Origin of the sequence: Hydrogenoanaerobacterium saccharovorans, assembly GCF_003814745.1 — a bacterium.
GTDB lineage: Bacteria > Bacillota > Clostridia > Oscillospirales > Ruminococcaceae > Hydrogenoanaerobacterium > Hydrogenoanaerobacterium saccharovorans.
Genome location: NZ_RKRD01000001.1, coordinates 1,617,539 through 1,634,792, shown reverse-complemented (window position 1 = coordinate 1,634,792; position 17,254 = coordinate 1,617,539). Strand labels below are relative to the sequence as shown.

Genomic DNA, 17,254 nt, shown 5'->3' with positions numbered 1-17,254 from the left:
GTAAATGTTATAAATAATATTGTGATAAAAAGACGAAAAAAGTATTGCCAATTTTGGAAATATATGGTAATATATAGAAGACGGAAATATTACAGACAACTTGGAGGAATTATCATGGAAAACAGGCTAAAAATTATTATTGCGGACGATAATAAAGATTTTTCAGTTCCCTGTTCCAATCTCTTGAAAACCTACGGCTTTGACACCACAATTCTTGAAAAGGACGGTGCGATTTTGCTTGAAAAAATATCAGAGCAAAAGCCGGATGTTGTGCTGTGTGACATTTTTATGCCGTATTTCGATGCGATTTCTGTTATGAAGCAAGTAAAAAATGCCGGCACAGCAAAACCTCTGTTTATGGTTATGTCTACTTTCGACAATCCAACTTTGCAAAAAGAAGTAATGGATACCGGAGCATCTTATTTTTTCTTAAAGCCGTTTGATGTTGAAGTTTTGGTTGAAAGAATTGTTCAACTGACCGGAATTCGTAAAATGACGAATATTTCAAATGCACAAGTGTTGCCTTTTGTCAAATCAGAACCCGATATAGAAATGATGGTAACAGAAATTATTCATCAAATCGGTGTTCCTGCTCATATTAAGGGATACCATTATTTGCGCGAATCGATTATGCTTTGCATTGAAGATCACGACATTATCAATTCGGTTACAAAACAGCTTTATCCCACAGTTGCAAAACGCTACAATACCACTTCCTCCAGGGTAGAGCGTGCAATCCGTCATGCAATTGAAGTTGCCTGGGACAGAGGCGACGTGGATATTCTCAACAGTTACTTTGGATATACCATTCATAATTCGCGCGGTAAACCGACTAACAGCGAATTTATTGCCCTCATCTCTGACAAGCTTACCCTTCGCTTAAAAGGGATGCGTACCGAGGCAGAAGCGGTTAAATGATGGCTTACCTAAGCGGTTTTTTAATATTTTATTACAAAGTTTTCAAGCAAATAAATATTATGCATGATTGGTTTATTTTTCTATACACAAGTTATTAGCCAAAATAAATTATTAATTATAGTGCAATAAACTCCTTTGCTTTATGGGGTATACCCTTAAAGTAAAGGAGTTGTTTTAATTGGTACAATTTGACTAGCATTTCTTCTTTCATATTATCTACAAGAGGCTCGAAAAGTGCTGCACCTTTTATTATCCAATTGGATAATAGTCTGCCCTGAAATCAGTAAAGCTGCAAGCTGAATTAATCACAATATTTTAAATCCACCCAAGTTTTAAAGCTTCAGTAAGGCTTTGTCTGTGTGGTTATTTGACGGTTACAATATTAATATAATTTATCATAAAAAAACGCAAACAGAATTTCTGTTTGCGTTTTGTACTATAAACGGTTACATTATTTCTTAGTATTTCCTATTTTGTTCATATAACCAATAATATCCCCTGTTATATCCAGTAGGGGGAGTTGCTTTGTTACTGCACCTATATTATACGCAACCATCGGCATACCGTAAACAACACAACTCTCTTTATTTTGGCCGATTGTGTATGCGCCGTTCTTGCGCATATTTAACAGCCCTTTGGCGCCATCTGCTCCCATGCCTGTAAGCAAAATACCAATCGCGTTAGAGCCTGCAATGCTTGCCACAGAGTCAAATAAAACATCTACTGACGGGCAATGACCGCTAACTTTTTGGCCGGGGCGGCTTTTTACGTAAAATCCTCTTGCATCACGTGCGAGAGTCAAATGATTTTCGCCTGCCGCAATTATCACTTTGCCTTTTTCTACACGATCCAAGTTTTCTGCTTCTTTTACACTCATAATGCAATTTTTATCAAGGCGCTGAGCATACATTTTTGTAAATACAGGCGGCATGTGTTGTACTATTACAATACCAGGGGTAGTAACAGGCAAATCTTTAATAACAGAAAGAATCGCCTCCGTTCCACCTGTGGATGCTCCTATGGCTATCACCATATTATCTATATCCGCGGTAAACTGAGTTGCCGGCTGTGGAATAGCAGATAATTTTTTGCCTACATGAGCTGTTGAGGCAATTTTAATTTTTACAATTAACTCGTTGATAAAATCAGTTATATCCGATGATGATTTTGCTGACGGCTTTCTTACAAAATCAACTGCACCGGCGTCCAAAGCTTCAAAAGCGTTTATGGGCAAAGAACTTACAACAACAACAGGCAGCGGGTCAGTTGGCATCAACTTTTTTAAAAAATCTATGCCGTTCATTTTGGGCATTTCAACATCCAATGTCAGCACATCAGGCCGCAGCTGCTTGATTTTTTCCATAGCATCAAAAGTATCTGCTGCAGAACCAACTACTTCAAGCTGCGGGTTGGCAGATAGTTTTTGGCTGAGTGTTTCGCGGAAGACGATAGAATCATCGACAATAAGTACACGGATTTTTTTCATTGGTCTCATCTAGCATTCTCCCCCTTCTGGTAGACAGCGGGTTTGATGTAGCGGTATTTTGTGTTTTCACGATTTATGGTTTCTGAATGGCCGATAAAAAGAAAACCTCCATTTGCTGTGCAATCGTAAAATTTGTTAACCAAGGTAATTTTAGTGGGAGCATCGTAGTATATCATTACATTTCTGCAGAAGATGATATCAAAAGGTTTTTTGTAATTAAACGGCTCCATCAAATTGGCATGGCGAAAAACCACTTCTTTTTTAATACGGTCGCAAATCTCAAAAGTACCGTCTTTTTTATCGATGAAATACTTTTGCATCCATTCGGGGGGAACATCCTTTATGCTTTCTGCAGAATAAATCCCCGTTTTTGCCTGTTCTAAAACATGGGTAGACAAATCGGTCGCTAAAATCGTTGTATCCCAAGAACTGCTTTGATTGCCGAAAAAATCGGCAATCACCATTGCCATTGTATAAGGTTCTTGTCCGGCAGAGCAGCCGGCACTCCAAATGCGCAAATCTTTGTTTTTACGGTGTTTTACCAAATACGGCAGCACATACTCCTTTAAAAATTGAAAATGATCCGATTCTCTTAAGAAAAAGGTGTGGTTCGTAGTAAGCTTATTTAACAGCACTTTCATTTCCTGCCCCGATTTATCATTAAAAATCAGGTTCAAATATTCCTCAAAAGAGGATAATCCTTTTGCTGTAATCGTGTTGGAAAGGCGGCCTTCTATTAAAATACGTTTTTTAGTAAGATCTATTCCGTAATTTTGTTTAACGAATTTTGTGAGTGTGTCGAATTCTTTATCTGTCATAGCGATCATATACAGTTGCTCCTTTCCATATTAATATTATTTGCAAACCGGCTAGAGTATTCCGCCGATTTCTTCAAAGAAAAAGCGTTCCAAATCAATGTTAAGAATCACTTTATCTTCTATTTTAGCAATCGAACTTAAATACTGGTTGGTTGAAGAAGAGCTTAATTCCGGCGGTGCAGAAAGCCCAACATTATCAATATCCACTACTTCCGATACGCGGTCAACAATTAATCCTACCGACATTTCGTCAATGCTAACAACAATGATGCAAGTACGCTCATCGTACTCTCTTTCTTCTTTACCCAGTTTCAAACGAACATCTACAACAGGTACAATTTTACCTCTGAGGTTGATAATGCCTTTGATATAGTTAGGAACTTTCGGAACACTGGTGATTGCTTGAATGCTGATGATTTCTAATACATGCAGCAGTTCAACGCCATAAATGGTATCGCCTATGTAAAAGGTGAGAAATCGCCCCATAAGGTCGTCAAGAGCTGTAGATGCATTGATATTTTCATTCATGATAAAACCTCCTTAGTACTGCTTGAGCAGATTGTGGACATCGAGAATCAGACTGATACCGCCGTCCCCAAGAATGGTACAGCCCGCCATACCTTTCGCCTTTAGGTTGTGATGATTGAAGAAAATAGGGAAGGGTTTTACAACAACTTGTTGTTCGCCAACAAGTTCATCCGCAAACAGGCAGGCAACCTTATTTTCATTTTCAACAAGGATAGCAATACCGTCAGTCAACGCTGTTTTATCGGTTTGAATATCATAAATTTCGTGCAGACGAATGATAGGGTAGCACTGCCCACGCACCATAATGATTTCGCAGCCGTCTGTTCCGTATATTATTTTTGTTTCCTCAGAGATTTTAAATGATTGTTTAATCGATATAATGGGCAGTGTAAATGCTGTTTCGCCAACAGAAATCTCCATACCGTCAACAATAGCCAATGTAAGGGGAATTTTGATAGTAAAGGTGGTGCCTACGTTCTTTTTACTTTCTACCGAAATAGAACCGCCTACTTTTTCTATGTTTTTGCGTACAACGTCCATTCCTACGCCGCGGCCAGAAAATTCTGTTACAGCTTCGTTTGTCGAAAAGCCCGGAACCATGATCAAAGAAAATATTTCTTTCTCAGTGTATTCGCTTTCCGGTTTTGTAAGAATACCGTTTTCTTTTGCTTTCTTCACGATTTTATCTCTGTCCAAGCCTCTTCCGTCATCCGCTATGGTTATTACAATTTCACCGCCGACATTTTGAGCAGCCATTGTCACTTTACCGGTTGGAGATTTCCCCAGTTCTTGTCGTTCTTCCGGTGATTCGATAGCATGATCCATAGAATTACGGATCATATGCATAAACGGGTCGGTAATAGAATCAATAATTGTTTTATCAACCTCGGTCTCACCGCCTGAAGTAACCAAATCAACCGATTTATTAAGTTTTTTACTCATATCGCGTACGATACGGTTCATTTTTTGAAATACACCGGTGAGCGGAACCATTCGGATAGACATAACAATGTCCTGCAGTTCGTCGGTAAGTTTGCGCAGTTGGCGGGTTGCTTTATGAAATCCATCCAGCTGAAGACCTTTTAAATCCGAACTGCCTGACACCATGGATTCGGCAATTACAATCTCACCAACAATATCCATCAGCTGGTCTAGTTTGCTTTGGTTTACACTGATTAAGCTTTGTTTGCCTGCCTTACTGCTTTGTGAGTTGGAGGAAGAGTTCTCCTGTGACGAACCGGATGATGATGCAGTACCGGTACCCTTTTTACCTGTCTTTGCAGTTTTCTTTTGCTCAGCGTCAATATTCTCGTAAGATTTAATATTAATAGAGTTTTCCAGTACGGAATAGATTTCGTCCAGTGGGGCTGCAGGAACAAACCGAATCAGAAAACCGTTTTTGATGATTTCTGCAGATAAGTTGGAGTCTTTTTCAGGATGAGGGGGGACTGTCGAAATAGAATTGCATAACTCAGATATTTGAGACACCAGCATAAATGCACGGATATTCTCCATTTGACATCCGTCCTCAAAAAATACTCGTATCTGTTGTTCTTCTTCGCTTGTCTTGTCTGCAGAGAGGGCAGGCTGTGCCGAGGCAGATACCTGGGTAGGCTGCTGCGCTTCCGAATCCTCCTCTTTTTTAATAAGCGAAACCAATTTTTTTAGGCGATCCAGTAAATCAGAAAAATCGGTTTCTGTATAATCGTCATTTTGAATAAGTTCAACTTCTGCTTTTAAATAGTCGGATGCTTGAAAAACGATATCAAAAATTTCTTCATGCCCTTTGATTTCATCAGGATTTTCACGTATTAGAAAGAAAAGATCTTCTATTCTATGCGAAAGGGTAGAAATGCCCTCCAACCCCATCATAGCAGAAGAACCTTTTATAGTATGCATAATACGAAAAATTTCATCAATATTTTCGGAGCTTAAACTATCTTCTTTTTCCGATTCCAAAAGAATTTCGTCAAGCTGCTCTAAAAGGGTGCTTGTTTCATAAATAAACATTTCAAGCATAGGTTCCATACTAACGTCAATACCGCTCATAAAACCACCATTTCTCCGCGCATATGTTAAATAGTTACATACGGCACCTAACGCGGAAGATGCCGTATTTATATTTGATATTCTTATAAATATTGTCGACACATTTCAAAAAAACTTTATTTATATCCTCAACTTTTATGTAAAAAATACGATATAATAAATAGGGATAAAAATTAATTCTGTATTTGGCAGAATAAAAAATAAAAAAGATGCGGTAAGGGGAGCAATATGGCAGATATTTTAAAAATAACAGCACCGCTGATTAATAAAAATGCAATTCAGCCTAACAAGCAGTCTACCGACCCAACCGTACCTTTTAACTTGCAGGATATAACAAAGGTCATAAAGTCCAATCCGCAAAGCGAATTGCTTGGGCAAAACAATAAATTGCTGCAAAAAGATGAAGGCGCAAGCATATTAATGAACCTGCTTAAAGACCCTGCAGTAACGGTTCAGTTTCTTAAAAATATCTTTATGCTGCAAGAAATTATTAGCTTGCTGCCAGTAAATAACAGCACAGTAACACAAGAAATTCAGCAGCTTTTTAACGCACTGCTTATTAATCCTGATCAAATCGTGGAAGAAATGCTGCGTCAAGAGTATGCATCTACCGTTTTTAAAGGGGATTTGTTTGATTTTCTTCGCAAGCTGATATCAGAAAAGCCACAGCTAAAATCAAGCGAAGAACTCACCAATTTACTAAAATCAATAAATGGTATCTTGGCAAAGCAGGATGTCTTGGATTCGGTAGCAAACAGTTTGCAATTTCTCTCTGAAAGCCTTGCACCTAGTAAGAGCCTTGCAGAGAGTTTACAGCAATTATCTTTAAAATTTCGCCAAGAGGATGCGATAGGGCAGTTCAGCACTTTAAAGCAGGAGACTTTGGAATTACTCAAAGAGGTAGAAAACAGCATTTTATTTTCACCAAAGCTTGCAAAAATTGTACCCATTGTAATTTACAACCTGTCGCGCTTTCAAGATAACCCAGATTTTCTGGGGGAATCTCTTGCAGATATCATGATGTTTATCAACGGTGCAGAGCAGAAAATGCAGTTTAGGCAGCTGGTAGCAGACTATATCGCTACTTTCGGCGAGAATCATAAAAATGCAGACCATTCTCATATCATGAATACAATAGCAGATATCATCGGCAGGCAGAACGAAGATGTTTCTTCCATTATGCTGGGCGGTGAAAAAATAGAAAAAATTATACACAGCCTGCTATCTTCTCCTTGTAATTTTACGCCGCTGCTGCATTTTGTTATTCCTGTAGAGTATATGAATATAAAATCTTTTGCAGAGTTTTGGATTGACCCGAACGATACTTACAGTGCACAGCAAGGCACAGAAACAGACCAAAATATACATATGCTGATTGTATTTGACATAAGCGGAATCGGTGAGTTTGAAGCGGAGCTTTGGGCGCAAGGGGAGAAAATTCAATTTTCATTATTTTGCCCTGTGCAATATTTGTCCGAATTTTCTGCATTATCGAGTAAATTATCGCAGATTACTCAAAATTCAAGCTATAAATTTGAACGAATTACCATAGATAAGCTGGAACGGCAGCGCTCCTTAATGGATGTGTTTAAGACGTTACCATATAAAAGGACGGGTGTTGATGTCAAAATCTAGAAAGAACAAAGCAGTTGCGCTTAAATATAACGCAGAAGAAGATGTAGCCCCCGTGGTTATTGCTTCGGGATACGGAACGATTGCAGAAAAAATTATTGATATTGCCGAACAGAAAGGCATTCCCGTATTTAAAGATGACAGCGCTGCGTCTTTGATGTGTATGTTAGAGGTTGGCAGCAATATTCCGGTAGAATTATACGAGGTCGTTGCAGCAATTTACCGCCAACTGCTTGAGATTTCGGCAGACATAAAAAACAAACATAAGCCGATTGAAACAAAAACGGGCAGAATTTCCAACAAACTCAATCTTGTTTCTCAAAGGAATCATCCCGATATGATTGAGGAAGAAGTTCCTGAAGACGAGCAACAAGTTGGCAGTTTTGTGGAAGGTTGATTTATGCTGAGGAAAGGGAGTTTAATATGCAAGACAATTATGAAGCAATTTCTTTTGCAGCCGGTCAAGAAGAAAGCGAGAGCCTTGACGGTAAGTTTTTGACATTCTGGACAGATAACCAACTTTTTGGAATCCCAATTGCAGATGTCGTGCAAATAGTGGGTATTCAAGAAATAACACCGGTTCCTGAGTATCCGGTGTATGCAAAAGGCATCATCAACCTGCGTGGCAACATTATCCCCATTATTGATGTTCGTCTGCGTCTGCATCGCGCAGAAATTGAATACAACGAGCGTACCTGTATTATTGTTGCAAATCTAAAAGAGACATATATTGGTTTTATTGTAGATGCTGTAGATGAAGTGACAGATATTGATGAAAAAGATATCTGCCCGCCGCCCAGAATATTAGGAGATAACAAAAATGCATTTATTGCAGGGGTTGGTAAACTTGCTGCTAAGGTTGTGTTGCTTTTGGATACGGAGAAAATATTAAATCAGGATGAAGTAGAGCAACTGCTTTGTACAGAACAGTAGTTTATTAAGTACTGTAAATAGTTGGAGGAGATAACTTATGCTGCCGATTTCTGAAAAATATGCAGGATCGGTTTGTGTCCTAAAATCTCGCAGCAACGATCTGCTGGCATCGGGTGTTATCGGCAAAATAACATCCGGTTACGTTGATGTGATTGATGTGAGAGGCGAAATGCCGCTGATTGCTTATAACACTTTGGTTAAAATGAATATTTACAACAGTGTTTTAGGCTTTAGGGTTCTGATAGGCAGAATGTACATATCTGCAAAAAACCTTGCACGCATTACCGATGTAACGGCTCTTTCAGAATTTGAAAAGCGCCTTTATTTTCGCGTAAATGCAAAAGAAAAGGCACAGCTGCTTATTTCGAGTGAGCCGGCAGAACAGGAACCACGCATGGTTGAAATAGAACTTGTGGATGTCAGCTTGAACGGGATGCAATTCACCACGACCGAAAAATTTGATGTAGAGGATGTGGTTTTTCCCATTTTGCAGTTGCCTGATGGTCCTACGCCTTTTAACTGTATTATTCGCAGGATAATCAGAGAAGGCGATGAAAGTAAAATAGGATATGGCTGCGAATTCATCGGTATTACCGACCGACAATCTGATATGCTTTACAAATATATACTCAACAAACAAAACAAGCAAAACAAAAAAAAGAAAAAATATCGATAAGATACAAAGAATAATTCGGAATAAAACTAAGAAAACACTATACTCCTGCTATTGTTTACTGAAAATAAAATATTTTCAGCCTATTTTAACTTAAATAGCGTAGTTCTTGAGTATGAAGTAGTGGGTATAGTAAATCAACGCTTAGATGCTCCAAGCACCGGATAAAAGATTCGTTGCTTATAAATAAAAACACCATCTCAGGCAAACCTGAAATGGTGCTTATAAAGACATTATTGATTTTTGAGACTTCCTGTTCTTGAATTTCGGTTAACATGCAGCATTACTTTCGTAAGCCGTATGCTTGTTCGTTCTCCAACTTCGGGACACCTCTTTTCTCAATAGTGTCTGTATTAATTTACCCTTTTAAGCTTAATATATTAGCGTAAATATTTGGATATAGTTTGTTTTAATGTACTTAAACTAAAAAATCATATAAAAAAGACCGATGATTTATGTTCTTGAATTAACTCCAAGAGTAAACCATTGGTCTTTTTTGTAGAATATTCAATTTAATGGGTATAATGTGGGCTCAAGTCAAACCACAACCTCAAAAAACGAAATGTTATCCTTGACCATTGGGTATATAAAAACAAAGATAAAAACCGCCGTATCCGCCGCTAAACATCAATGTTTAACTCGATACTATTTTTTTGAGTGTTATTTTTGGCAAAGCGATAGGTTTCAAACCCACAGTAGGTGGAGGACATAATGGAGTTAAAGTCCTTGTTAGCTTATCGGATAGTACATCCTTAGCCTTGAAATTGTGATAAATCCAGTTTGCATACTACTTCTCGAACGGGGAGAATGGATGGCACGCTGACCGATAATTCATCAATGCCCATCGAGAGAAAGTGCGGGGTAAGCAAGGTGTCAGCTGCTGCTTCTCCGCAGATGCCCACCCATATACCGTTTTTATGCGCATTTTGTATTGTGAGATTGATAAGCTGTAGAACAGCCGGATGGGATGTGTTAAATAAATGCCCTATCTTTTCATTCATACGATCCACCGCCAATGTATATTGAGTCAAATCATTGGTACCGATGCTGAAAAAATCTACTTCCTGTGCTAATTGGTCACTAATTAAAGCGGCTGCAGGGGTTTCTATCATAACGCCCAGTTCCAAGCTGTCACTTACGGCAATACCTGCTTCGATTAACTGCTGCTTTTGCTCTTGAACAAAAGCCTTAATTTCGCGCACTTCATCAACAGAAATAACCATAGGGAACATAATGGCAAGTTTGCCATATACAGAAGCCCTTAAAAGTGCACGTATCTGCGGACCAAAAATATCTTTTTGACTAAGGCAAATACGGATGGCGCGATAGCCCAATGCGGGGTTGGCTTCTTTCGGCAGTTCAAAGTAATCCACATGCTTGTCTGCTCCAAAATCGAGTGTTCGTACAACAACGCGTTTCCCTTGCATACGCTCCAGCATTGATTTATAAATTGTAAACTGCTGTTCTTCGGTGGGAAAGCTGGATGCGTTCATATAAAGGAATTCACTGCGCATAAGCCCGATTCCCTCGGCGCCGTTAAGCAATGCGTTTTCTATCTCATCGGGGTTGCCTATATTTGCACACAGTTCCACACGGCGGCCATCCAAAGTGATGCTTTGCGCATTCTTAAATTTTTGCAGATTACACAAAATCTCCTGCTGCGCTAGCAGTTTGCTGCGGTAATTCTGTAGTGTATTTTCATCCGGATCTGCTATCACCAACCCTTGTGTGCCATCAACAATTAGCAGCTCCCCATCACTTATGCACTCAAGGTTATCTCCCAAGCCTGCTACCATGGGGATTCCTAAAGAACCTGCCAATATGGCAGCATGAGAAACGGCAGAGCCTTTTCCGGTGATAAACGCGAGTATTCGGCTTTTATCCATCTGCATGGTGTGTCCGGGTAGCAAATCTTCAGCGCCTACCACAATTTTGCCTGTACCGTAAAGCAAGCCTTTTTCGGTTCCCATTAATACATCTATTACCTGCCTAGAAATGTCTATCACATCTGCAGAGCGTTGGTTCATATAAGCATCTTCCATAGACGAAAATATTTCTGAGAACTTTTTGGATGTAACCGAAACCGCATGTTCCGCGTTGCATTTATCCTGCAAAATCAAATTGTGGATGCTGTCCAGGTAATCCAAATCTTCCAGCATCATAGCATGAATATTAAAAATCTCTGCATTCTCACCCAATAATTCTACATTTTCAGTATAAACTTGATTGAGTTTGGCGATAACATTCAGCCTTGCGGTTTCAAACCGCTGATATTCTTCCTGTATGTTTTCTACTATTCTGTAAGGTATCTTTACATCTGCTATTTGCAATGCCTGATACAATCCGATAGCAATTCCGCGCGACGCAGCAATCCCGTGCATTTCTTTCATGGATGTATTGTTTCCCCTTTACAAATTACTGCTGCAAAACGCTTGTAAGTCCTGCGCAGCGTCACTTTCGTCCTCACCATCAACCACGAAGGCAATGGTTTCGCCTTTTTTAACAGCAAGGCTCATCACAGCAAATAACCGTTTGGCATCTGCCGTTTTATCCTCTTTTTTAATCGTAATTTTGCTATTCCATGCCATAGCTTTTTTAACCAATAAACCTGCCGGACGTGCATGCAAGCCTAATTCATCCACAACTGTATATTCAAACTGTTTCATTTTTTCCTCCAAATTAATGTATAATAAATTTTTAATGACTATAAATTATTTAAAACGGTTGGGAGTAACATATTTTTCTCTATTAATAAAATATTTCTCGAAGATAGCAGGCAAGCTGACGAGTTTTTCCAGTTCACAGGCAAGGGTATAACCCATATCTGCTTTTTCCCATCCGCAGGGGCATGTAACAACAAAACCTGTTGCAAGCCGACTGTGCGGGATAGTAAAACCGCTGCATCCACAGATATTGACAGCTTTTACAAACGATTTGCTTGCGTTTGCACAAAGCGTTTCGGGGAGTGGACCTTCAAATTTTTTAGGAATAGTTTCATCGTAGCTGTAAACATCGATTGGTCCTTCTAAAGTTAAAAACAAATCGGCAACATCCGCGGCAATTAGCCGGTTTATCTCTTCCACTAGAGCTGTACGGTTATAACAGTCGGCAAAGGTGTGTTCCTGAATTATAAATTGTTTGGGCAGTTGGCTGAGTATTGGCTGCAAAACGGTGTGGGCGTCCTCTCCGGTTGGCAGCATCATACATCCAGATGCAGGTGTCATTATGCGGATAGACTCATTGGTTTTTGTAAAAGCCCTCCCCGTCAATGCCTGTATTGCTTTGCGGATTGGATTGAGCCGAGTGGAGATAACCCCTACACCGGGTGCAAACGGCAGCCCGTCGGTAGAAAGGCTGCCGTTTTTCAGCATCAGCCCTACACCTTTACCCATAAAGGAATATAAATTGGTGCTTAGTGCGGGAGCCAGCACCGAACCACCACCATCCGTGCCGATGCACAAATCGGTAATGCCTTTGAGGATGTTGACACAGCCGCCGCTGGTCGATCCCGTCATACAGCGATAGGTTAGGGGATTGACCAAATCAATATCTACGCTGCGCCCTAAATCCGCCATTTTATCAATGGTAAGAAAAAGAAAGTGCTCATTTTGCCGTAATTTATTAATCAGGCTATCTGGGATATCTTCCGTATTCTTTACACCGAAAATAGAATACTCTTTTTGTTTTTGAAATTGTTCTTGTTGTGCAGTCGCGTTTATTCGCACAACCGAACGCCCTAAATTTGCTTGCGCAAGCTGCATTGCTTTTTCAAGTTTCGTCATGATTATATCCTCAGCAGAGGTAAAAAGCTTTTGCCATTCTGCGGCTTTGGTTGATGAAAATAGTCGGCAACGGTTGCCCCTACGTCAGAGAGTGTACTGCGAACGCCCACGTTTTTAGGCGATGAGCTACCGCTGTAGATCATCAGCGGTACCATTTCTCGCGTATGATGAGGATGACCGATGGTAGGGTCATTTCCGTGGTCTGCCATCACGATTAATATGTCCTCTTTCTTAAGCTCAGGTAGAATACGACCAATGACTTCATCCGCAGTCTGCAGCTTTTCAGCATAAGCATCTACGTTTTCTCGGTGCCCGCACAAATCGGTTTCTTGTACATTGGTGCAAATAAACCCTGAATCCACCGAATGTACAAGCTCCAAAGTTTTTTCTAGTACGGCACGAGTATCCACCATGGGGTAGCTGGTTCCGTAATCGTTTATTACAACATCGGCTACTTTACCAAGCAAATAAACTGGGACGCCTGCTTTGCCTAAAATGGTAGGTATTTGCACTTGTGGGTCTACTCCGTAACCGAGGTGTACGCAGTGGTAATCGTTGTTGTAAACACCCGAAGCAGGTGCATTCACGCCGATGTACTCGCCATGTTCCTCAACTGCGGCAAGTATATCATCAAGATGGATGCCATGCCCGCCAAAAGTGATTACACGTGGCACCACAGATACAGAACGCACTAGTTTTCCTATCTTTACAACCTCGCTGAACTCGATATCATCCAATGCAGAGGTGATATTAAACGCCTGCCCAGGGTCACATTCAATATTATCGGCTACCGTAAGGCACTCTTCCACTACCAGCAGCTTTTCTTTTACGCCTGCATGCAGCCTTACTTTATACCCGTGTTCCTGCAAAGTTTGCATAATAAGTTCAAGCTTATTTTTAATGGGTTCGCCAAAAGGCTTTTCGGGGCGAGTGCCCATAATTTCTTGGTGCCCAAAAAAAGTATCTGCGCCGTCGTGCATAAGCTGTGCTTTGCCAAACGTGGCTGTTTTACTATATTTTAAGTTTGGTGTTTCTTGCCCTATAATATTGGCAAGCCCTAAACGTTCTAAAGTCGGCAGGCTTAAATTAGGTTTTCTTTCAAAAATATGCATACAAGTATTTGCCCCCATATCCTGAGGGCGTACCTGCAGCACGTCCGGCATAGTTCCAATGCCGAAGCCATCGAGAACAATTACTATGAATTTACCCATCTAAACAATCCTTTCATTTTAGTTTTTCACCTAAGGATGAATAGACCCCGCATATTTGCGGTTTTCCTTTGGAAATACCGCTTACAATAGCTACTTCGCTGCGTGTAACGAATATTTGCGTGCGAAAACTCATGACCACAGCATGGGATACATGGGCGTTCTCTGACAGTTCAAAATGATAGTCTATGCTTTCATCGGTTGGCGGAGTAACATCCATCAAGCGGGCATCATCAATACTTGTACCCACCAACCCATGCTGTAGATGGCCGCGTCGATAATGACCGCCCCCGTAACAATAAGCTTTATCACCAAGATTATGGCTCACTTCAGAGACATAAACCAATGCTGGTCGTTCTTCATCAGCACTACAAACTGCATGATAGGGGGTCGTGCCTGTCAAACCATGTCCCGGTTCGGCATGTGTTCCTCCGTTTTGAGCAATAAGTTTGATACTGTGCATGCATGTGGCGGATGGCATATTGAGCTGTAGGTTTTGGTATCCTGCTTTCTTTAAAAAAGCCGCGCCTTCTCTGACAGTTTGCATATTAGGAGTAGGCACAATATCCTGCCTTTCTTCGTTATACAGAAGGCATGGAAAAGAACAAACTCCGGCAATGCGAATATTCTTTAAGGTTTGCAGGTGTGCTATGGTAGCCTCCATATTTTCCAGTGCAAATCCGCCGTACTGCCCGGGGTAAAGTATATCCTGCTTACCTAAAACGCGCAGCATAATTGGCTGGATATACCCCAGTTTGCTGCAAACTGCATTGATTTCTGCAGCTTTTTCCAAAGAATAGACGGTCATAATCTGTGGATGTGATGCCAGAATCTGCTCAAGTGCGGCGCGAGGTGTTTGTACCAAATGCCCAACATGCCCCAGCGGAACACCTGCCCGCATCATAGTCAGTGCTTCTCTGTAATCAACACACACGGCACCGCTGTATCCAATTTCCATAAGCCTTTTTGCTACATCGGGAATTCTTCCGATTTGTTTTAGCATAAAGTAAAGGGATACTCCGGCAGCATCTGCTTCGTGCTGAATCAATTGTGCATTTTCTTCTAATGTGTCCAAATCCAGCAAATAGGTGTCGGGTAAAATTGCGCCGCTGCGCTGTGCCCAAAAAGCAAACTCTACAAGAGCGCGGTTTTTTTCAATTGTAGTATTTAAAAACATCTAAAAATCCCCCTTAGCAGCCTTTCGCAATCTCGTCCATAGCTTGTTTTAAAATACGAAGAACTGTGTCAGGGCCGCTGCGCATAGGATTAATTCGAATCATTCGTTTTTCGAGTGAGGGGTCTTGCTGGCGAAAGGTTCCGCTAATGCGGTAAATCATGGGGGCAAACTCGTATTTGCTTTCGCTGCCCACCGGATGTGCTGCCGCACCATATTTGGGAGTGACTTCAAGAACTTTTTCTGCAATTTCTTCTTCGAACTCCACCAGTAATATTTTGCTTTGTGCATTGGCTAAAAAAGCATGCTTGATACCCGGAATTTCTCCCGAACAAATCCGAGTAACGAGTTCTTCATTTACCTCCGATTGCACTGCCAATGCCATCGGAGCATATACAAGCCCTCTTAATGCTTCCATTGCCTCATGCCCCTGTACCTGGCTCCCGCCCGAGTACTGAAAGCTGCCGGCACGCTGAATGTATTTTTTGTCACCCACCAGTACCCCAATGCCTTCTGGGCCTAAAATCTTAAAGCAAGAAAAGGTGCTGATCTCTGCCCCTGCTTGGCATCCTATTTTTTCCACCTTTAAAGCCGCATAGTTATCGTCGGTTAGAATTGGAACATTCGGGAGTAGACCCTTTATTTGCTTAATTACTGTTTCCAAATCATAGGCATCATTTATTTTTTGCCGTGTATGCTGGATGAGAACACCTGAAATTTCGTTTTGATGTTTACCGATTACATAGGCAACATCTTCGGGGGAGTTAAAGTTTGCATATATGGTTTTCAGCCCCATAGTCTCTATCGCTACCTTTGTGGTAGGGTAGATGGGTGCTTGATGCAGTAAGATAGTTTCTCCCGGTTTCATCATGCTCACAAGTCCCCAACGGATTGCTGCCGTACCCGCACCGCGAACCAGCAATGCATCTTGTGCACCAAAAAAATCTGCAAAAACCTTTTCTGCCTTGAAGGTATAATTGGGTTTATTCAACCCTTTTACAACACCGAGGTCACCTGTGCTTAACACCTCATAGCCGTCAAAATGCCGAGTAATACAATCAATTGCATGAAATTGAAGTTGTTTTGCCTGTTCTATTGTAATGGAATGAAGCGGATACGTTTTCATAATACATCCCTTTCTGGATTGTTGTAGATACGAGCCGGTGTGTGAACCAGCAGATTTTCAACGTTTTGGCGGGAACATCCTGCATCAAGCAATGCAGGCACAAACGATTCGAGCAAATATGCGTAACCAATGCCGCCGTTCTTTTTATAGTGCGATTTTCGGGTAATGTCTACACTCAGCACAATTTGCGGGCTAAAGCCGCGTTTACACAGTTCTAACAGCCATTCAACCCGCTTTTCATCCGGCTGATAATTATTTTTTCCTACCGTATCAAAAGCAATGTTGACTCCTTTATCTAAAAGCCTAAGCATATAGTCCAAATCTCCAGATAAGTCAATGTGGCTTAGAACTACTTTTTGCAAATCCACTCCATACTTTTGAAAAATAGCAATTTGCTCGATTCCTAAAGTCCCCAGCGTGGTGTGTGTGCAAATTGATGCGCCAGTATCAGCATGAGCACGGCTTGCTGCACAAAATATTTTTTCTTCAACAGGTTGGATGCAGTCCTTGCCTGTACCGATTTCGCCGATAAACTCTGCTCGAATACCACTTTGCTCTATGCCGTTTGTCAATTCAGATACCATTTTGGACGAAAGCTGCTTTTCATCCATTCGATAGCATTCTTCGGGAAGAAACGGCTCTTTATAGTAACCGGTTGACTGTGCGATGGTTATCCCTACAGCCTCGGAGACCTCCCGAACATAGTTCGGGTTACGCCCCATACCGTTATTTGTCTGATCTATAATTCTTGAAACGCCAAGCTGTGCCAGTTTACCGAATTCTTCTATGATATCCGTTTTGTTATCCAAGCAACAATCCATATCTTGCTTAATACCGGATAAATCAATGGTTGTATGTTCGTGTGCGTAGATAATATTTTTAAATAAGCTCATTTTTATACCTCATTTTTGCTTTTTGAAGAAGTAA

General features: G+C 40.8%; 16 protein-coding genes. 5 read left to right on the top strand and 11 right to left on the bottom strand.

The window, feature by feature from the left end; all coding sequences use genetic code 11:
- The first annotated feature begins 114 nt into the window (after nucleotides 1–114).
- Nucleotides 115–918, top strand: coding sequence for a sporulation transcription factor Spo0A (gene spo0A, locus EDD70_RS07660; protein ID WP_092751362.1), 804 nt, complete (start codon nucleotides 115–117; stop codon nucleotides 916–918).
- Between the two features lie 451 nt (nucleotides 919–1,369).
- Here the strand turns inward: spo0A and EDD70_RS07655 are convergent, their stop codons facing one another.
- Genes EDD70_RS07655 through EDD70_RS07640 form a run of 4 tightly spaced genes read right to left on the bottom strand, consistent with a single transcriptional unit; the run spans nucleotide 1,370 to nucleotide 5,799 of the window.
- On the bottom strand, nucleotides 1,370–2,413 hold the full coding sequence (locus EDD70_RS07655) for a protein-glutamate methylesterase/protein-glutamine glutaminase (protein WP_092751365.1): 1,044 nt from the start codon (nucleotides 2,411–2,413) through the stop codon (nucleotides 1,370–1,372).
- Entirely contained in the window at nucleotides 2,410–3,231 is an 822-nt protein-coding gene (locus tag EDD70_RS07650) for a CheR family methyltransferase (protein ID WP_092751368.1), read from the bottom strand. The genes EDD70_RS07655 and EDD70_RS07650 overlap by 4 nt, the downstream gene beginning before the upstream one ends.
- A 42-nt stretch (nucleotides 3,232–3,273) precedes the next feature.
- Nucleotides 3,274–3,750 (bottom strand): chemotaxis protein CheW, encoded by a 477-nt coding sequence (locus tag EDD70_RS07645; protein WP_092751370.1) that lies wholly within the window; start codon nucleotides 3,748–3,750, stop codon nucleotides 3,274–3,276.
- A gap of 12 nt (nucleotides 3,751–3,762) precedes the next feature.
- Complete coding sequence (locus tag EDD70_RS07640; RefSeq protein WP_205408575.1) at nucleotides 3,763–5,799, bottom strand: chemotaxis protein CheA; 2,037 nt, start codon at nucleotides 5,797–5,799, stop codon at nucleotides 3,763–3,765.
- Nucleotides 5,800–6,027: 228 nt separating this feature from the next.
- Between EDD70_RS07640 and EDD70_RS07635 the strand changes: the two genes are divergently transcribed.
- From EDD70_RS07635 to EDD70_RS07620, 4 genes are read left to right on the top strand one after another with little or no spacing between them, the layout of a single operon-like run.
- The gene (locus tag EDD70_RS07635) at nucleotides 6,028–7,434 is read left to right on the top strand and encodes an antitoxin (RefSeq protein WP_092751372.1); all 1,407 of its coding nucleotides are present in this window, start codon (nucleotides 6,028–6,030) and stop codon (nucleotides 7,432–7,434) included.
- Nucleotides 7,421–7,828, top strand: coding sequence for an EscU/YscU/HrcU family type III secretion system export apparatus switch protein (locus EDD70_RS07630; protein WP_092751374.1), 408 nt, complete (start codon nucleotides 7,421–7,423; stop codon nucleotides 7,826–7,828). The genes EDD70_RS07635 and EDD70_RS07630 overlap by 14 nt, the downstream gene beginning before the upstream one ends.
- Before the next feature lie 26 nt (nucleotides 7,829–7,854).
- The gene (locus tag EDD70_RS07625; protein ID WP_092751376.1) at nucleotides 7,855–8,364 is read left to right on the top strand and encodes a chemotaxis protein CheW; all 510 of its coding nucleotides are present in this window, start codon (nucleotides 7,855–7,857) and stop codon (nucleotides 8,362–8,364) included.
- Between the two features lie 37 nt (nucleotides 8,365–8,401).
- On the top strand, nucleotides 8,402–9,040 hold the full coding sequence (locus tag EDD70_RS07620) for a PilZ domain-containing protein (protein ID WP_092751378.1): 639 nt from the start codon (nucleotides 8,402–8,404) through the stop codon (nucleotides 9,038–9,040).
- Between the two features lie 749 nt (nucleotides 9,041–9,789).
- On the opposite strand, the gene ptsP is transcribed toward EDD70_RS07620, so the two are convergent.
- From ptsP to EDD70_RS07585, 7 genes are read right to left on the bottom strand one after another with little or no spacing between them, the layout of a single operon-like run.
- Nucleotides 9,790–11,427 (bottom strand): phosphoenolpyruvate--protein phosphotransferase, encoded by a 1,638-nt coding sequence (gene ptsP / locus EDD70_RS07615; RefSeq protein WP_092751380.1) that lies wholly within the window; start codon nucleotides 11,425–11,427, stop codon nucleotides 9,790–9,792.
- Between the two features lie 18 nt (nucleotides 11,428–11,445).
- Nucleotides 11,446–11,703, bottom strand: a complete 258-nt coding sequence (locus EDD70_RS07610; protein ID WP_092751382.1) for an HPr family phosphocarrier protein — start codon at nucleotides 11,701–11,703, stop codon at nucleotides 11,446–11,448.
- 45 nt (nucleotides 11,704–11,748) lie between these two features.
- Nucleotides 11,749–12,819 carry an amidase gene (locus EDD70_RS07605; protein ID WP_092751384.1) on the bottom strand — a complete coding sequence of 357 codons (1,071 nt, stop codon included), beginning with the start codon at nucleotides 12,817–12,819 and terminating at the stop codon, nucleotides 11,749–11,751.
- A gap of 2 nt (nucleotides 12,820–12,821) precedes the next feature.
- On the bottom strand, nucleotides 12,822–14,030 hold the full coding sequence (locus EDD70_RS07600; protein WP_092751386.1) for a phosphopentomutase: 1,209 nt from the start codon (nucleotides 14,028–14,030) through the stop codon (nucleotides 12,822–12,824).
- A 13-nt stretch (nucleotides 14,031–14,043) separates the two neighbouring features.
- Entirely contained in the window at nucleotides 14,044–15,204 is a 1,161-nt protein-coding gene (locus EDD70_RS07595) for a YhfX family PLP-dependent enzyme (protein WP_092751388.1), read from the bottom strand.
- A 13-nt stretch (nucleotides 15,205–15,217) separates the two neighbouring features.
- A complete protein-coding gene (locus EDD70_RS07590; protein WP_092751390.1) occupies nucleotides 15,218–16,327 on the bottom strand; it encodes an aminotransferase class V-fold PLP-dependent enzyme in 1,110 nt (369 codons plus the stop codon).
- Nucleotides 16,324–17,220, bottom strand: coding sequence for a phosphotriesterase family protein (locus EDD70_RS07585; RefSeq protein WP_092751392.1), 897 nt, complete (start codon nucleotides 17,218–17,220; stop codon nucleotides 16,324–16,326). Before EDD70_RS07585 ends, EDD70_RS07590 begins: the two co-directional genes overlap by 4 nt.
- Nucleotides 17,221–17,254: the final 34 nt, after the last annotated feature.